The 17,825-nt window shown below is 37.8% G+C and carries 14 protein-coding genes; all 14 read right to left on the bottom strand.

Annotated elements, in window-relative coordinates; genetic code table 11:
- Positions 1–43: 43 nt before the first annotated feature.
- The 14 genes from BGO88_RS06085 to BGO88_RS06020 all read right to left on the bottom strand — a co-directional run bounded on the left by BGO88_RS06085 (position 44) and on the right by BGO88_RS06020 (position 17,812).
- A complete protein-coding gene (locus tag BGO88_RS06085) occupies positions 44–1,432 on the bottom strand; it encodes a tetratricopeptide repeat protein (RefSeq protein ID WP_056072964.1) in 1,389 nt (462 codons plus the stop codon).
- A 127-nt stretch (positions 1,433–1,559) separates the two neighbouring features.
- Complete coding sequence (locus BGO88_RS06080; protein ID WP_286706299.1) at positions 1,560–2,759, bottom strand: aspartate aminotransferase family protein; 1,200 nt, start codon at positions 2,757–2,759, stop codon at positions 1,560–1,562.
- A gap of 24 nt (positions 2,760–2,783) precedes the next feature.
- Positions 2,784–4,481 carry an OstA-like protein gene (locus tag BGO88_RS06075; protein ID WP_286706298.1) on the bottom strand — a complete coding sequence of 566 codons (1,698 nt, stop codon included), beginning with the start codon at positions 4,479–4,481 and terminating at the stop codon, positions 2,784–2,786.
- A 321-nt stretch (positions 4,482–4,802) separates the two neighbouring features.
- Positions 4,803–6,074 carry an adenylosuccinate synthase gene (locus BGO88_RS06070; protein ID WP_056072958.1) on the bottom strand — a complete coding sequence of 424 codons (1,272 nt, stop codon included), beginning with the start codon at positions 6,072–6,074 and terminating at the stop codon, positions 4,803–4,805.
- A 22-nt stretch (positions 6,075–6,096) separates the two neighbouring features.
- Complete coding sequence (locus BGO88_RS06065) at positions 6,097–6,561, bottom strand: Fur family transcriptional regulator (protein ID WP_056072956.1); 465 nt, start codon at positions 6,559–6,561, stop codon at positions 6,097–6,099.
- A 135-nt stretch (positions 6,562–6,696) separates the two neighbouring features.
- Complete coding sequence (locus BGO88_RS06060; protein WP_056072953.1) at positions 6,697–8,916, bottom strand: RelA/SpoT family protein; 2,220 nt, start codon at positions 8,914–8,916, stop codon at positions 6,697–6,699.
- Between the two features lie 144 nt (positions 8,917–9,060).
- Positions 9,061–10,587 (bottom strand): serine hydrolase, encoded by a 1,527-nt coding sequence (locus BGO88_RS06055; protein ID WP_286706297.1) that lies wholly within the window; start codon positions 10,585–10,587, stop codon positions 9,061–9,063.
- Positions 10,588–10,600: 13 nt separating this feature from the next.
- Entirely contained in the window at positions 10,601–11,386 is a 786-nt protein-coding gene (locus tag BGO88_RS06050) for a TrmH family RNA methyltransferase (protein ID WP_101473010.1), read from the bottom strand.
- A gap of 155 nt (positions 11,387–11,541) precedes the next feature.
- Entirely contained in the window at positions 11,542–12,873 is a 1,332-nt protein-coding gene (locus BGO88_RS06045; RefSeq protein ID WP_286706296.1) for a DUF58 domain-containing protein, read from the bottom strand.
- Positions 12,874–12,890: 17 nt separating this feature from the next.
- Positions 12,891–13,907, bottom strand: coding sequence for an AAA family ATPase (locus tag BGO88_RS06040; RefSeq protein WP_056072942.1), 1,017 nt, complete (start codon positions 13,905–13,907; stop codon positions 12,891–12,893).
- 12 nt (positions 13,908–13,919) lie between these two features.
- Positions 13,920–15,140 (bottom strand): DUF4350 domain-containing protein, encoded by a 1,221-nt coding sequence (locus BGO88_RS06035; RefSeq protein ID WP_286706295.1) that lies wholly within the window; start codon positions 15,138–15,140, stop codon positions 13,920–13,922.
- Positions 15,140–15,901: a DUF4129 domain-containing protein gene (locus tag BGO88_RS06030; protein WP_277017262.1), complete on the bottom strand. Its 762-nt coding sequence runs from the start codon at positions 15,899–15,901 to the stop codon at positions 15,140–15,142. The genes BGO88_RS06035 and BGO88_RS06030 overlap by 1 nt, the downstream gene beginning before the upstream one ends.
- On the bottom strand, positions 15,894–16,847 hold the full coding sequence (locus BGO88_RS06025; protein ID WP_286706294.1) for a hypothetical protein: 954 nt from the start codon (positions 16,845–16,847) through the stop codon (positions 15,894–15,896). The genes BGO88_RS06030 and BGO88_RS06025 overlap by 8 nt, the downstream gene beginning before the upstream one ends.
- Positions 16,844–17,812: a stage II sporulation protein M gene (locus tag BGO88_RS06020; protein ID WP_101473006.1), complete on the bottom strand. Its 969-nt coding sequence runs from the start codon at positions 17,810–17,812 to the stop codon at positions 16,844–16,846. Before BGO88_RS06020 ends, BGO88_RS06025 begins: the two co-directional genes overlap by 4 nt.
- Between the last annotated feature and the right edge of the window lie 13 nt (positions 17,813–17,825).

Here is a 17,825-nt window from a genome sequence, read left to right as displayed (position 1 = left end):
TTAATCATTTTTGTCAGGCTTTAAAAGTTATGTTTGGTATTGTCTACTTCTTATTAATCATTTCCTGGACATCTTCTCTTGCCCAAACATCTGGAAACAGGTTCTCCAAAATGGTGTGATTTTCAAAACTTACACGCAAACCGTTACTCAGATGGAATTTTCCTTTGGCTTCGTCTCCTTCTGCAAAATACAGTCCGGCCAGGCGGTATTCCAATTGGAATTCTTCAGGGAAATATTCTGAAGCCTGCAATAACGTATGTATAGCAGCATCGTATTCGCCCAGATTTTGCAAGATGTCAATCCAATACAGCCAGGTGTCTAATTCATAATCTCCAAACTCTACAGCTTTTCGGTATCCCATTTCAGCTTCTTCCAGAAAATCCAAAGCTCTGTTGATGGTGGCATAACGTTTCCAGTATAATCTGTTTTCGTTGTCAATCCCGATAGCTTTGTTCACATAAAACAAGGCTTTCTGATAGTTTTTCTGTCTTACATAGAAATCGGTAATCGCAATCCATCCCTTGTCTAACAACGGGTCCTCATGTACGGTTTTATGGAAATATTTCAGAGCCAAAGGCTTGTTGCCTAATTTCTCATAACATTTTCCAATTCGCAATAGGGCATACGATGTAGGGTCATCCAGTTCGATGGTCCTGTTATAGCTTTCAATCGCTTCTTCATAACGTTTAAGACGCTCCAAAGATTTTGCTTTTTCCATAAAAGCACCCATGAATTCGTCATCAATCATTGAAGCATAATCGAAGCAACGTAAGGCATTTTCATAATCCTGTAATCCGTAGTAAAGTCTTCCGCTTTGATGCCAGGCGATTTCACTGTAAGGATTCCGGTCAATATATTTCTCAAGGAAAGCAATAGCTTCCTTGTTTTGGTCTAAAAATTCAAAACAATACACCACATTATATAATGCGGCCTGGTCTTCCACATCTTCTTCCAGACATTTAATAAAATTCTCTTTCGCTAATTCCAGATTGTCCATAAAAAGATATTCCATTCCAATCAGGTTGTAAACGTCAGCATAATCATCCGTAAGCTTTAAGGCTTCCTGTAATAATTCTACCGCTTTTTCGTGATTGTCTCTCTTGGAATAAATATTGGCTTTTTGGATAAAAATTTCTTCGTTTTGAGGTTCAATGGCGTAAAGTTCATTTAAAAGCTTTTCAGCAGTTTCAAGCTTGTCATCATATACCAACATTTCTACTTGTACTAGTTTTAAGCCTGTAGAACGAGGGTGCTGCTCAAGCGCTAATTTTAAGGCCTTTTTGGCCAGAGACGCTTTACCCATATCCAGGTAGTGAAGAATAATTTCTTCAAATTCTTCCGAATCAAAGAAGAGAACTTTGTTGGTTTTCAACATGGATTCGAACTTGGACAAGGATAAATTGTAATCTTCTTCATCGTGACTCAAATGCATACTCTTTGTTTTTAAAATTATCCTTAATAAATTTAGGGAACGTAAATCTTTTGTCGAGGTTGGGCTAAAATTGTTGTGAACAATTTAATTAACAAAACTCCTCTCTGTAAGTTACGGATTTTTATTGTTAAATCCTAGTTTTTAGAGCAGAATACACTTCATCCATTACTTCCAGCATAATGGCACAGCCTTCTTTGATTTCTTCTTCAGAAATGGTCAGAGGAGGCGTAATCCGGATTGCTTTTCCTTCAAACAGCAGCCAAAATAGAATGAGTCCTTTGTCCTGGCATTTCAGGATAATTTGGTTTGTTATTTCAGCATCTTCTGTCATTGCCGCCAGCATTAATCCACGTCCTCTTATTTCTTTTATCAAAGGATGTACCAAAAGCGAACGGAAAAGCTTTTCTTTTTCAAGTGTTTGCGGAATCAGGTCGGTTTCTGTGATTTCCTGAAGCGTAGCAAGGCTTGCGGCCGCTATGACAGGATGTCCTCCAAAGGTTGTGATATGTCCAAGTTTTGGATTGTCACTTAATAAATCCATCATTTCTGACGAAGCCGTAAAAGCGCCTACAGGCATTCCGCCACCCATTCCTTTACCTAAAATTATAATATCGGGTACAATGTCATAGTTTTCAAAACCGAACAGCTTTCCGGTTCTTCCAAAACCCGGCTGGATTTCATCTATAATCATCAAGGCACCTACTTCCGTGCACCGTTCTCTTACTTTTTTCAAAAACCCATTTTCGGGCTGAATGAATCCCGCACCGCCTTGAATACTTTCCAATATGATTCCGGCCGTTTTTGTCGTGATTTTTTTAAGGTCTTCTTCGTTGTTGAATGTAATGAAATCGACATCAGGAATTAACGGACGGAAAGCCCGTTTTCTTTCTTCAAATCCCATAACGCTCATAGAGCCCATCGTATTGCCATGATAAGCATTATTGCATGAAATAAGCTGGCTGCGTCCTGTAACTCTTCGGGCCAGTTTTAAAGCACCTTCGGTGGCTTCTGTACCCGAATTGACCAGATATGTTTTTTCAAGTGGCTTAGGTAAGAGTGAAGCTAATAATTTGCAAAACTCAACAGCCGGATTTTGAGAATATTCGCCATATACCATGACATGTGAATATTTGTCGAGCTGGTTTTTTATGGCATCATTGACTCTTTTGTTCTGATGGCCTAATGTACAGGCCGATACTCCGGCTACGAAGTCAAGATATTTTTTATTGTTTGTGTCGTATATATAAGAACCGATGGCGTGAGAAACTTCCATTCCAAGCGGGTAAGGGGAAGTTTGTGCCTGGTATTTTTGAAAATCTTTATTCATTTTATTTGCATTATGGTAGTGGCATTACTGAGTTTTTGCTTTCTTCTCCAGCTTTTTCTCAGGTTTTTTCTTGTCGTAATCCAGAGTTTCTTTGCGGACTTCCATAGGAGTATCTTCCCTGGCTTTGTCAATTTTGCTCTGTTTTAGTATTTTTTCATGGATTTCGTTTTCCTCGGGAGAAAATATATCGTCTTTGGTTTTTATTATTTCATCGCCCCGCCAGAGGAATCCTCTAAGTTTCCGTGCGTTTTCAGGAAGGTCTTTTTCAGGATAACTTTCACTTTCAGGATTTGTAAAAGAGGTTACAGTCGTAATTTTATTGTCTTCCAGTTCCAGATGGATACGGCTGCTGATTCCTTTGTCAATAGCAACCAATTGTCCTTTATCATAGCCATAATAAAGCTTTTCTGTATTTTTAACGAGGTCGACTTCATATAATTTGTTGTCCCGGAACTTGCCATATAAATTAACACCTTTGACCTGATTATAGCCGGTGCCTAAAGTGTCTTTTGAGGCTATAAAAGCATCCGTCAATACTTTGAGTGAATCCAGTTTTTCAGTTTCAGGATTTGAGATAAGATGTATTACCTTTCCCGTCAATTGGTTTTCTCCATTCCAGATAACCGGTCTTCCAATTAATTGTGTCAGTCCGTTTTTTTGATTCGAATGTAAGGAATCGCATTTGCCGCTCATGTCAATTTTATAAAATCGAACGTTATTAAAAGCACGAACAATACGGTTTTCCGGTTTTCCGGTAACCATCAGCTTTTTCCCATGGACATAAAGTGTATCTTTTTCTATCAAGGTAGCGGCGACGGCTCTTTTGGTCATGACTAAAGAATCCTGATTCCGGTAGACTTCACCATAATGTCCCCGAACAATTCCTTTGTTAATCGAATCTGTTATCTTAACATTATTGGTTGCCGAAGCAAATTCACGGTTCCGGTCATAATACAAACTATCTCCTCTTATAAGACGGTTGTCGTATTTGATATAGGAATTTTTGACGAAATGGGCAAAATTTTTCTTGGTGTCATAAAATCCCTTTTCGGTATAGATAAAGTTTTCCTTGCTGGTAATTGTTGAAGGGCCAAACAGATAGGAATGACCCGAATTGGAATAGTAATCGAGATGGTTTGACTTGATTACATATTTCGGGTTTGTTATGGTAACAGCGGTCAGGAACTGGAATTTCTTTTCATTAAGGTAATATCTTCCTGATTTGCTCCTTAAAGTATTTTCCTGGTCTTTTATGGTTCCGTAGGTAGTATAGTAAGCCTGTTGGATTCTCCTGTCGAAATTAATGGTATCAGTTGTCAGTGTCATTTTCGGGTCACGCATTACTACGTTTCCGGTAGCGAAGGCAAATTTTATATTACCCTGGTATTCAGCATAACGGCTGTCCATAAATACGGTATCGCCCTGATTCATTTTTACATCACCAAAAGCTTTTATATAGTTTTCTTTTTGGAACAAATAGGCTGTGTTGCAAGTCATCCTAACACCATCATGCAGGATTCTCACATTTCCTCTGTATCGGATAGCCCCGGGAATTTCTTCCTGTTGGATATCGACAAAGTCGGAATTCTCTACTATGATTTTTTTTGGTGGAGCCTGTGCCAGCAGCGTATTGAAACTCAGTAGTATAAAAAAGCTTGCAAGAAATAAAAAGTTCTTCTTCAATGGATGGAATTTTGGTTCAAATTTAATTAAAATCTCCATATCTGATTTTTAATTAAGAATTATTTGTGTAATCAATTGAAAGTAAATCTGGTTAAGCGGATTTTTTTATAATTTGCTTCACATTGTCAGGATTGAATGACTTTGTATGAGATAAATCTGTAAAAATCTGTGAAATCTAAGGTGTGATTTTTAGAGTTGCCACAGATTAAAGGATTAAAAGGATTTTTTTAGAAATTTATCTGTGAGAATCTGCGAAATCTGTGGCGTAATTTTTTTAGAGTTGCCGCAGATTAATCGATAGGAAGGATTTTATAAATCTATAAAAACAAAAAACGCCTTGAAATTATCAAGGCGTTGTTCTTATTTTAAAATTGTCTGTTTTCTGTCAGGACCAACGGATATGACTTTAATTGGCACTTCTACAAAATTTTCAATGAATTCGACGTATTCTTTTAATTCTGAAGGAAGTTCGTTATAGGTAGTCATTCCGGTAAGGTCTGCTTTCCATCCTTTTTTCTCCACATAAACGGGAGAAACATTTTCCGGTTCGATATTGTAAGGAAGGTGGTCAATTTCAGTTCCTTTGTAATTGTAAGCCGTACAGATTTTCAGCGTGTCAAATCCGGATAATACATCGCCTTTCATCATGTATAAAGCGGTTACTCCATTGACCTGGATAGCATATTTCAAGGCTACCAAATCTAACCATCCGCATCGTCTGGCACGACCCGTAACAGAACCAAATTCGTTTCCGACTTTTGCCATTGTTTCACCGTCCTTGTCAAAAAGTTCGGTAGGAAACGGACCGCTTCCAACTCTTGTTGTATAGGCTTTGAAAATTCCAAACACTTCTTTTACGCGATTAGGAGCGATTCCCAGTCCCGTGCAAGCTCCTGCTGCTGTTGTATTTGAAGAAGTAACAAAAGGATAAGTTCCGAAATCAATATCTAAAAGTGAGCCTTGCGCTCCTTCTGCTAAAATTGATTTGCCTTCTTTCATGGCCTTGTTGATATATTCTTCGCTGTCGATGAATTGTAGTGTTTTTAGGACTTCAATCGATTCGAAAAATTCATCTTCCAATTCTTTTAGGTCATATTGCAGGTCAACATCATAAAAAGCAATCATGGCTTCATGTTTGTCAGCCAATGCTCTGTATCGTTCTTTAAAATCAGCCAATTCGATATCGCCCACACGAAGACCATTTCTTCCGGTTTTGTCCATGTAAGTAGGCCCGATTCCTTTTAAGGTTGAACCAATTTTTGCTTTGCCTTTCGATGCTTCCGAAGCAGCATCAAGCAAACGGTGTGTTGGTAAAATAAGGTGTGCTTTTCTTGAGATAATCAATCGTGACTGGATATCAATATCAAATTTTGCCAGGCCTTCCAATTCTTTTTGGAAAACAACCGGGTCGATTACGACTCCGTTTCCAATAATATTGATTGAATTTTTATGAAAAATTCCTGAAGGAATAGTTCTCAAAACGTGCTTGATTCCATCAAATTCAAGCGTGTGTCCTGCGTTAGGTCCGCCTTGAAAACGGGCAATAATATCGTACTTTGAAGTGAGAACGTCAACAATTTTTCCTTTGCCTTCGTCGCCCCACTGCAAGCCGAGTAGTAAATCTACGGTCATTTTTTTGTTGTTAGTTGTTTATTTATTCTTTAGGTGTAGTCTTTTTGTTTCCGTAAAGGTAAAGGGAGTGGTTGTGAATTTCGATATCAAAAATTTCTTCGATAGTTTTTTTGATGCTTTGGATTCGCGGGTCGCAAAACTCTATCACCTCGCCAGAATCTGTCATGATGATATGGTCGTGCTGTTTGTCGAAATAGGATTTTTCGTAATGTGCCTGATTTTGTCCGAATTGGTGTTTTCTTACCAGGGCACAGTCCAATAAAAGTTCAATCGTGTTGTAAAGCGTAGCCCTGCTCACACGATAATTTTTGTTTTTCATCTTGATATAAAGAGATTCGATGTCGAAATGCTCCTCATTATCATAAATCTCCTGGAGAATAGCATAGCGCTCAGGAGTTTTGCGATGTCCTTTTGTTTCAAGATATTTTGTAAAAACATTTTTTACAATCTCTTGATTTTTATTGTTATCTACGGAAATTAGTGTCATATCCTGCAAAGATAAATCATTTTATTTCAAGTATCAAGTTTCTCGTTTGTTGATTTTTACCTAAAAAAATATTAAAACTTTTTAGTGTAGAAAAACGATTGTTTTCTTGATTTGTAAATGGCTTCGATTCCGATTTTAATTCTTGTTAATTCTTGTGACTTTATCGATTCCATCAATCTTTTTGATGTTTTCAATCAGTTTTTTCAGAATGGTATTGTTTTGTACGATAACTACAACCTGTCCGTTAAAAATACCGGCATCACCACTAAGCGAAATACTCTGGATGTTTACGTGCATGTTGTTAGAAATTACTTTGGTCAGTTCGTTGGTCAAACCAAGCGTATCCATTCCGGTAATGTTCAATATGGCTTTAAATTCCTGCTGTGACGAATCAATCCATTTCGCCTTGATGATTCTGTAGGCATAGTTTGATTGCAGGCTGATTGCGTTGGGACAGTCTTTTTTATGGACTTTTATTCCTTCATTGATGGTTACGAATCCAAAAACTTCGTCTCCGGGAATCGGGTTACAGCAGGTGGCTAGTTTATAATCCAGTTTGTCCTGTTCTTTTCCAAAAACCAGCATGTCGTAATTATTGCTGATTTCCGGTTTGTTGATGGTTTCCGGATTGCTGGAAGGCGTACGTTTGATTTTGTTCTTAAAGAAATTCATAAACGTATTGCTCTTCTGGGCAGCAAAGTCTTTGAGCTGTTGGTTGTCAATAGCCCCAATTCCCACACGGTAGAAAAGGTCAAGGCTGGTTTTCAACTTGAAATAATTGACCAGTTCGTTTACGGTCGTTTCAGTCATATTGACTTTTAAATGACGTAATTTTCGGGTCAGTAATTCTTTTCCGTCTTCTGCAATTTTCTTTGTATTCTCGTTAAGGACGTTTTTGATTTTGGTTTTGGCACGGGATGTCGTTACATAATCCAACCAATGTGATGTGGGTTTTTGGTTTGGCGAGGTAATGACTTCAATCTGGTCGCCACTGTTCAGCACATGGTTCAACGGGACTAATTTTCCGTTAACTCTGGTTCCGCGTGTTCGGATTCCAATTTCGGAGTGGATACTAAAGGCAAAATCCAATGATGTTGCACCTTTAGGAAGCGATTTAATTTCTCCTTTTGGCGTGAAGACATAAATTTCTTTAGAGTAGAGGTTTAGTTTGAAATCTTCTACAAAGTCTACCGCATTGGTGGAGGCATTTTCCAGGGCTTCTTTTAAAAGATTCAGCCAGGTATCCAAACCGTGCTCTTCAGAACCACCTTGTTTGTATTTATAGTGTGCAGCGTAGCCTTTTTCGGCAATTTCGTCCATTCTTTCGCTTCGCACCTGAATTTCTACCCAACGTCCTTTAGGTCCCATTACTGTAATGTGAAGAGCTTCATAACCGGTTGATTTTGGAGAGGAAATCCAATCGCGCAAACGGCTCGGACTCGGACGATAATGGTCGGTTACGATGGAATATATTTTCCAGGCAAGGAATTTTTCTTCGCTTGGAGTAGCCTTATAGATAATTCTCAAAGCGAATTTATCATATACTTCATCAAAGCTCACACCTTGGGCAAGCATTTTTTTCCGGATGGAGAAAATGGATTTTGGACGGCCTTTGATGATATAGTCGATTCCTTCGGCATCAAGCGATTCTTTCAATACATCAGAAATAGACTTGATGTATTCGTCCTGTTGCTCTTTGGTTTCTTTTATTTTGCTGACAATGTCGTTATAGATTTCAGGTTCTGTATATTTCAAACCTAAATCTTCCAGCTGGTTTTTAATGTTGTATAATCCCAAACGATGGGCCAGCGGTGCATAAATATAGAGAGTTTCCGATGCGATTTTTGCCTGCTTATAATCTACCATTGATTCCATGGTTTGCATGTTGTGCAAACGGTCGGCAATCTTGATAAGGATAACGCGTACGTCATCGTTTAGGGTGAGCAGCATTTTGCGGAAGTTTTCCGCCTGCATCGAGATTTCATTATCGGTTTTTACCTGGGCTATTTTGGTCAATCCTTCAACGATTTTTGCAATCTTCGGATTGAACATTCTTTCAATGTCTTCTACAGTAATATCGGTATCTTCAACTACATCATGCATTAGTGCTGCGGCAATAGAAGTTGCGCCCAAACCAATTTCCGAAGCTACAATTTTAGCCACGGCAATAGGGTGGAAGATGTAGGCTTCGCCAGATTTCCTGCGTTGGTCCTTGTGGGCATCTACAGCCACGTCAAAAGCCTTACGGATTAGTTTTTTGTCATCTTCCGACAATGTTTGGTAACTGATTCGTAAAAGCTCTTTGTATTCCCTCGCAATTGCCTTGTTCTCTTGTTCTAAATCAATCTCTACCATGGCGTTTCTGATGTTTGTTAGCTATTGACTAAAAGTAAAATAAAGTTTTTGAATTTGCAATTTTTTTGCCTCTTTGTATAAAAGCAAAAACCGCTCCAAATGGGGCGGTTTTTATATTCTGAAAAACAGTTGAATAGGTCTTCGCTATTTTATTCTGAAAAAGTTAAGGTCCTGGAAATCATAGCTAAAATCTGTGGCAGGAGAAATTGGCTTCATGGTAAATCCTGCGTTGTCTTTTTCAAAGAAGATATGGGCATCTGCATGAAAATAGCGATTGTCCCATTTTACTACGAAATTATTGTCTTTATAAAAGAAAATTTCGCCTTTAAGTTGAGGTGAACGTTTGGAAGCAAAATACATTTTTCCCTTTTTTTCAGTGATGGCAACCTCGCCAAACCAATTGTCTTTATAGGTTCCGATATACTTTTTGGTGTCGATTTTCTGGTTTTTGTTTTTTGCGACAGTTTGCCATACTTCGTCTGTAACTTTGTCTGCTTTTTCTCCTGAAGCTTTTTCCCTGTCACTGAAATATTTGACGTGGTCAAAAGGTTCCATTCCCAGATAGCTGTCTTTAATTGTATTGGTTATGGCAGAAAAAGCGGCTCCTGATTGTTGGTTGGTAAAAACAATGATTCCAAGTTGAAGTTCTGGTATCAGGGTTACCTGGGTTACGATTCCTTCCAGACCTCCTGTATGTGAAGCCTGCATTTTTCCTTTAACATCATTTAGTTGCCAGCCCAAACCATAGGCTTTAAAAAGTGAATTATAAGGAGGAACGGGTTTATTAGGCATCAATGTTTGTGGCGTCCACATTTCGGCATGTTCTTTTTCCGAGAATATTTTCTGCCCGCTGCCATATTTTCCTTTATTCAGTTGCATAATTGCCCATTTACTCATGTCGTTTACGCTGGAATAAATACCTGCGGCGGCGTCAAACAGTTGGTTTTTATAGCGTGAGATGACTTTTAGTTTTCCGTCAATCGGCACGTGAGGGACAATAACATTGGACGTGTCTTTTAGTCTTACCCATGAAGAAGCCGTATTGGTCATGCCAAGCGGTTTTATGATTCTGTTTTCTACAAATTCATTCCATGTTTGTCCGCTTGCTTTATGCACTACTTCTCCGGCAATGATGTATAAAAGATTATCATAATCGTATTTTGCCCTGAATCCGGAAACCGGTTTTAGGTACTGGATGTTTTCGATAATGTCTTCGGCTGTGAAATCTGAACCGTCAGGCCATATCATCAAATCGCCTGCCCCAAGTCCAAGGCCACTACGGTGTGTCAACAGGTCCCGAACCGTAAATTCATTGGTAACGTAGTCGTTATACATTTTGAAATCAGGAAGGTATTTGACGACTTTGTCATCCCATTTGATTTTGCCTTCGTCTACAAGCATTGCCAGTGCCGCACTTGTAAATGCTTTACTGTTGGAGGCAATTCCGAACAGTGTGTTTTCATCCACTTTTTGCTTCGTAATTATTGACTTTACACCGTAACCTTTGGCATGAACAATCTTTCCGTCTTTTACAACAGCTACGGCAATACCCGGAACATCAAATGTTTTTATGGTTTTTTCAACAACTTCGTCGATTTGAGTTGGTGTGATTTGCGCATAAATGCTGGTGCTTATTAAAAAAGTAGCTAAGAAACCTAATTTAAAATTCATAATTCGTAATTAATTAAAATCCTCTTTGTCTTTTTGCTTCAAAAATCAAGATGGCTGCTGCAACAGAAACATTCATCGAATCGATGGCTCCCTGCATTGGGATAATGATGTTTTGAGTTGAATTGTCGCGCCATTCCTGTGTTAATCCTGTGGCTTCCGTTCCTACAACCAATGCGGTTGGGGTTGTATAATTCTGAGTATGATAGCCTGTTGAATCCTGCAAGGTAGCGCAATAAATACTGATGTTTTTTTCTTTTAAGAAAGCAATAATTTCTTCGGTAGTTCCCGTTGCAATCTGGTTTGTAAACAGGCATCCAACGCTGGAACGTACGATATTGGGATTGTATAAATCGCTTTTTGGATTGGCAATGATTACGGCATCCAGCTTTGCAGCATCGGCAGTTCGTAGCATAGCGCCAATATTTCCAGGCTTTTCAGGAGATTCAGCAATTAAAATCAATGGATTTTTGCCCAGATTCAATTCTGAAAGGGAAAGATTTTTTGATTTTGCTACCGCCAAGATGCCTTCTGTAGTATCACGGTAGGCCAGTTTCTGGTATACATCTTTGCTGATTTCAATCAATTCTGCAGAGCCGGAAAGTTTTTTGGCGTCGTATTCGGAAATGATTTCAGGCAGAAATAAAATCGTTTCTATTTCATAACTGCCTTTTTGGGCCAATTCAATTTCTCTGTGGCCTTCAATTAAAAACGTTCCGGTCTGTTTCCGTGCTTTGGATTTTTCCTGAAGCAGTACCAGCGATTTGATAAATGGATTCTGAACTGAAGTGATTTGTTTCAAGATTCTGGATTTCTAAGCTGCTAAGGTACTAAATCAAAAATCTAAAGTCAAAAGTTCTGAAGTCAAAAGTTCTGAAGTCGAAAGTTCTGAAGTCGAAAGTCGAAAGTCGAAAGTCAAAAGTCCTAAATCAAAAATCTTAAATCAAAAATCCCAAATTATAAGATTCCCCTTGCCTTAATCTCCAGATATTTATTAATAGTATCTAAAGTCAGGTTTTCAGGCTGGGTCAATACGGAGTGGATTCCATATTTTTTCAGTTCGTTTACAATCAGTCGCTTTTCAAATGCAAATTTTTCGGCAATTACTTTATCATATACTTCCTGTATAGTGACTGCTTTCGAGTTGATAATATCGTTTAATTCTGTGTTTTGGAAAAATACAACCACCAATAAATGGTTTTTAGCAATTCCTTTCAGGTAAGGAAGTTGGCGGTGCAAACTGTCGAGCGTTTCAAAATTAGTATACAGAATGATTAAACTTCTGTGGTTGATATTTTTCTTTATATCGACATACAAACGGCTATAGTCGCTTTCAAAGAAATCAGTTTTGACATTGTAAAGATTTTCCAGAATTTGATGCATCTGCGAAGAGCGCCTTTCGGCAGCAACGCGGTTTTCTACTTTTTTAGAAAAGGTAAACATTCCGGCCTTGTCCTGCTTTTTTAAAATGACATTGGATAGAACCAGTGTTGCATTTATGGCATAATCCAACAGGCTGAGTCCGTTAAAGGGCATTTTCATGACACGTCCTTTGTCAATAGCCATATAAATAGACTGCGATTTTTCATCCTGGAATTGGTTGACCATTAAAGCATTTTTCTTGGCGGTCGCTTTCCAGTTCAGCGTGCGGATATCATCGCCCTGTACATATTCTTTAATCTGTTCAAATTCCATTGTATGGCCAATTCTCCTGATTTTCTTTACACCATATTGGAATAAATTGTTGGAAAATGCCATCAGGTCATATTTTCTTAATTGAATATACGACGGATAAGTAGGAACCATCTGGTTTTTATTGAATGTAAACCTTCTGGAAACGAGTCTTAGCGGTGAGAGTACATAAATGTTCAGATTTCCAAATACATATTCACCTCTTGAAGTCGGACGAAGATAATATTGGATATCGTCCTGTGAGGATGCCCTGATTCTTCTTTTTATTCCAAAATTGCGAATCTGAAACTGTTCCGGAATTTCGTCTATGATTTTTACGCCAATAGGAAAGGTGTAGTAGTTTCTTATTGTAACTCCAATAGGATTTTCATCTCCGTTTGACAGTTTTTCGGGAGCGATTCGGGTGCCTTCGATTCCATGTTTGGCGCTAAACAAAATAAGTATATCAAGAGCCAGAAAGCCTAAAAGTATCAGTAATAAATAGCTGGCGGCGTTGTAAAGTGCCGGAAAAATAAAGGCAACGCAATACAAGAATCCCACGCCAATCAGCGCGTAAAAAAAGAAATTGTTGATGTATAATTTTTTAAGCAGTTTCAACGGACGTAACTTTTAAATTATCTTGGAATTTCGATGGCTTCGATGACCTGTTTGATGATTTCGATACTGGTGATGCCTTCCATTTCACGTTCCGGAGTTACGATAACTCTATGTTGTAAAACAGGAATAGCGGCTTCTTTAATGTCTTCCGGCGTTACGAAATCTCTTCCGCGGATTGCGGCATATCCTTTTGCCGCGTTTAAGATGGCAATAGAAGCACGAGGCGAAGCACCCAAATACAGGAAAGCATTTTCACGCGTATTGATAACCAGTTTGGCGATATATTCCAAAAGTTGCGGTTCAACAATAATCTGCTTTACCAAAGATTGATATTTCTGGATTTCTTCTGAAGATAATACTGTTTGGATATTATCCAATTTTCCATGATTTTGTAATTGGTGTTCTTTCTGGATGATAAGGATTTCTTCATCCAGCTTTGGATAGTCTATGTTGATTTTGAACAGGAACCGGTCCAATTGAGCTTCCGGCAGGCGGTAGGTTCCTTCCTGTTCGATAGGGTTTTGGGTTGCAATTACCAGGAACGGTGCTTCCATATCATAAGTAATTCCGTCCATCGTAATTTGACGCTCTTCCATAACCTCAAACAAAGCGGCCTGAGTTTTGGCAGGAGCCCTGTTAATCTCATCAATGAGGACAAGATTGGAGAAAACAGGCCCTTTTTTGAATTCAAATTCTGACTTTTTTAAGTCGTATACAGAAGTTCCCAAAATATCTGACGGCATCAAATCCGGCGTAAACTGAATCCTGCTGAAACCAATGTTTAGGGTTTTGGCAACCAATTTTGCGGTGATTGTTTTGGCAACTCCGGGCACACCTTCCAAAAGGACATGTCCGTTTGAAAGAATGGCAACCAAAAGCTGGTCAATCATTTTGTGTTGTCCTACAATGACGCTACTGATTTCTGCCCTGATTTTTTCGATACTCTCCTGTAGCTGGCTCAAATCTATTCGGGATTGAAAATTTACATTCTCAATTGGATTTACATTCGGATTGTGTGCTGTATTTTCTTCCATTTTGTAATTGGATTATGTTTCTTGATTGTTTTTTTCTTTGGCGAGAATTTTCTCTATGGCTGTATTCAAGGCAATCAGGTCGCTTTCAATACTTTGATGGTAACTCTTTCTGCGTTGGTTGATAAGATAGACTACCTTTTGGATGTCTTCTATTTTCTTGCCGGATTTTTGCTGGAGCTTCTTTTCAAAGTTTTCATCCAGAACTGTAGTATCCAACAAATAATCGTTTCTTATTTTTTCGAGGAAATATATGATTTTCTTTTCAATTATATTATCGTGATTTCCTTCCTGGAAATATAAGTTGCCAATGGTCTTTGTAAAGTCTACAGTAGTGTTTTCCAAAGGTTTTATAATAGGGACGATTCGTTGTTTTCTTTTTGCATTAAATATGAAGAAAACAATCATCCCCAGCAAGAATATATACCATGCCGCTTTTAATGCCGGTTGACTCAGGATATAACGCATTGGGGAACCTGAAACGATTTCTCCCGACTGATTTTTTAAAAGCCAGAATACTTCACCATCGGTATAGCTTAAGACCTTGGCGGCATATTCCGAATGATTGCCTTTTAAAAGATGATAGTTGGTGAATACAACAGGTTGCGTATGCAGATAGAATTCCCCTTTGCCATAAGGCACCTTTATGAAATCGACCAGTTTTTCCTTGGTGTTTTCATGATATCCGAGTACTGTCGTATTTAAAGTGTCAATTTTTTCAAAATAGGAATTTCCGGCACCTACGGAAATATCGTATTTTTTCTTGCCCAAATGCGGGTTGGCCAATGAAGTGAAAATAGTATCCCGACCCATAAATTTTGAAGAATAGCTAAATTTTAGGCTGTCCATCAATTTTTGAGGAAATGATTTTGAACTGATAAAAATTTTATTGCCATGTTGGGCAAAGTATAAAAGTTCTTGTGTCGATTCGTCATCAATCATATATTGGTCAGAAACAGACAGAATCGTTCCGCGAATAGTATATGTATTTACAAGACTGTCATAATCATATTTTGGTTCAAAATATTGATAGGCAGTCTCTGTAATTCGATTTACTTTTTGTCCGAATAAGGCAGGAGCCTCCTCATTAAAGACATACAACCCGAAAGGGATTTTATCTTTAATATCATAAGTTGGTGTCCAGTTGATGGGCTTTGGACGGGTCACGTCAATATAAACAATGCCTACCAAAAGCAGTACCAAAAACACGATATATATTTTGATAGTCTTGTTCATTATAAAGTTTTTATTGTTTTTTCAAACGATTGTATTGCCTGGGAGAACGTTTCTTCCCCTAGCTCAAACTCACCATACCAAATATAGTTGTACAGGTAAGAAAGATAGGCAAAGTCGTTTCTGAGCTTTTCGTTTTTTATTTCATAGAGATAGTCAGAATTTGTTTTTTCGATATCCCACTCGATTATTTCTTTTGAAGTGAGTTCTTTCAGAAGCCACAAATAATAATAGCGTATTACCAAACGGTTTTCACCCGATTTTACCGCTTCTTTTATCAGTTTTTCAAAATCTACCAGATGGAGGTTCTTTTCAATTTCGTCATAATGGATGACTTTCTTGTCAGACGATTTTCCAAATATCCATTGTCCTTCGTCATTCATAATTGCTTTTACGATGAGGTAGATTACAAACAGGATGACAATGACTGCTAGTATTTTTAGGATTAATTCGACGGCAGACATTGAAGCTTCGTCATTGCCCAGGCTGAAAATTTTATTATACCAATAGGCGAGCCACTCCTTGAAACGTTCCCATGCGCTTTTTTCTTTAGATTTGGGTTCATAATCAAAACTGGAATCGCTGTATTTTTCTTTAAAATTGGAAAAAGAACGTTCTTTTATTTTTGTGGAGTCAATAATAATATCTTTTTCAGAAAATTTTGAAGCTACGGTAACCGAATCCGTTTTGGCAACAGCAAGCGAGTCCTGTCCGAAAGTATTCAGGCAGAAGAAAAATAAAAATATGTAAAGCAGCTTATTCAAAATTTGTTCCGATAGTGTCAATTTCACCAAAGGTGGAGTTGTTTTCATCATGTTCTCTTCGGCTATAGTAAATCAAGCCCTGATTGACAATTAGGAGGTTGTTTAATATGTAGTTAGCCAGAATTGCGATGACAAACAATATGGTCATGAGTATTCCAAAAGTGGAGAAGGCATCCTGTGTAGGTGCGGTTGAGCCGCCTTCAATTGAAGAAAAAAGCAGAACCATTGCAATTACATACGGAATCATTGAAAAGATGGTTAGTATAATCTGAATAATCATATACATAAGCATGGTAACACCCACAATTGGCCAAAACTGCTTTTTTAGATAACTAATGGCATTACCCAGTGAAGTGAAGTAACCATTCTTAGTATTCAGGTAATCAAAGAATGCCAATGTAATCAAACTGGAAATGGCCGGAAGTGCAATTATCATCAACGGTATTCCGATAATAATGAATGAAAGAAACAGCAAGACAATAAATAAGATTGCCACAGCCGGAATTATTACAAATAGGGAAATAATAAAGAATAAGAGAATTTTTCCGGTTTTGTTTTTTAGGCCGTTTATTATATCTCTGGTGTCAAAACTACTTCCTGAATTTTTATCATACAGGTCAAGATAGACAATCGGATAAGCAAAATTCAGTAATGAGAGAAAAAGAGACAGCAGTATAAATCCGACAAGTGAAGTGATAAACAATCCCAGGTTTTCATTAAAAAGCTTGTCTACAGGATTGTATCCGGTATTGGTATTCTCGAATGTAGAAAAAATAGCCTCAAAATAAATTTTCGATAGAAAATAAATAAAAACCACTAACAGCAGTAGGAAAATCCCGTTGATGACAAAATAGTTTTTAAGGAAATGTTTTCCGTCTTTTTTGAAAAAAGAGAAAGTGTCGTTAAGGTAGTCGTTAAAATTTCTTTTCTTGAATAAGGTTATCATTTGGCGGATTGTATTTTTTTATTGACTATAAAAGGAAATATGAGGAAATAAAAAGAAATCAAGGATAAGGTAGATAAGATGATAAACACATTCAGCCAGTTAGGCATTTCGAGTGAATAGCGGGTTACAAAGCCTTCCAGAATTCCGGCCCCAATAGTAAAAGGCATTGTTCCTAAAAAGATTTTTAAGCTGTTTTTGAATCCTATTTTAAACGAAGTCATCCGGGAATAGGTCTTTGGGAATAATATCGAAGCACCTAAAATAAATCCGGCAGCAGCTTCAATAACAATGGCAAAAATTTCCATAGAGCCATGAATCCATATTCCTCTAACGCTTTCCCAAAATACGCCCTGCTCGTAGAAAAAATATTGAAAAGCACCCAGCATAATACAGTTTTGAATCAGTATGTAAAAAGTTCCCAGTCCGGCAAAAATACCATAGAGAAAACACCTTAGGCCAACATATAAGTTGTTTAGCGTGATTCCAATTGTCATACCCCAATTACTTCCGTCTTTGTAAATAGCGACCGGGTTGCCATCTTTGATATTACCCAAAGTTTTATTGACATAATTATCCCCTAAAATAAGCCTTACAAAATCGGGGTCATATTTGGCCGAAACAACACCAATTGCAGTAGTCAGAAAGAAAAGGAGGAATGCATACAGAACATATCTCCGGTATTGATAAACCAGTAACGGAACTTCTGTAGAAAAAAAGTAGACAAACCTGTTGGTTTCTGTTCTTTTTGTCTTGTAAATTTTTTGGTAAATCTGCGCCGCCAGATAGTTAAGATAGACAACGGTCTTGCTTTTAGGATAATAAGTTTGTGCATAAGACAAATCGTTGACCAAATGTATATACAAACTGGCCATTTCATCAGGATTTTTTTTAGCTTTACCGAAAATTGCTTGTTCAAAATCAAGCCATTTTTCTTTATTTTGCTTTATGAATGCAATTTCTCTCATTGGAAGCTAAAAT

The sequence above is a fragment of the Flavobacterium sp. 38-13 genome (assembly GCF_001899155.1).
GTDB classification, from domain to species: Bacteria; Bacteroidota; Bacteroidia; order Flavobacteriales; family Flavobacteriaceae; genus Flavobacterium; species Flavobacterium lindanitolerans.
Note: the sequence above shows the minus strand (reverse complement) of the source record. Positions and strands in the feature narration are given on the sequence as shown.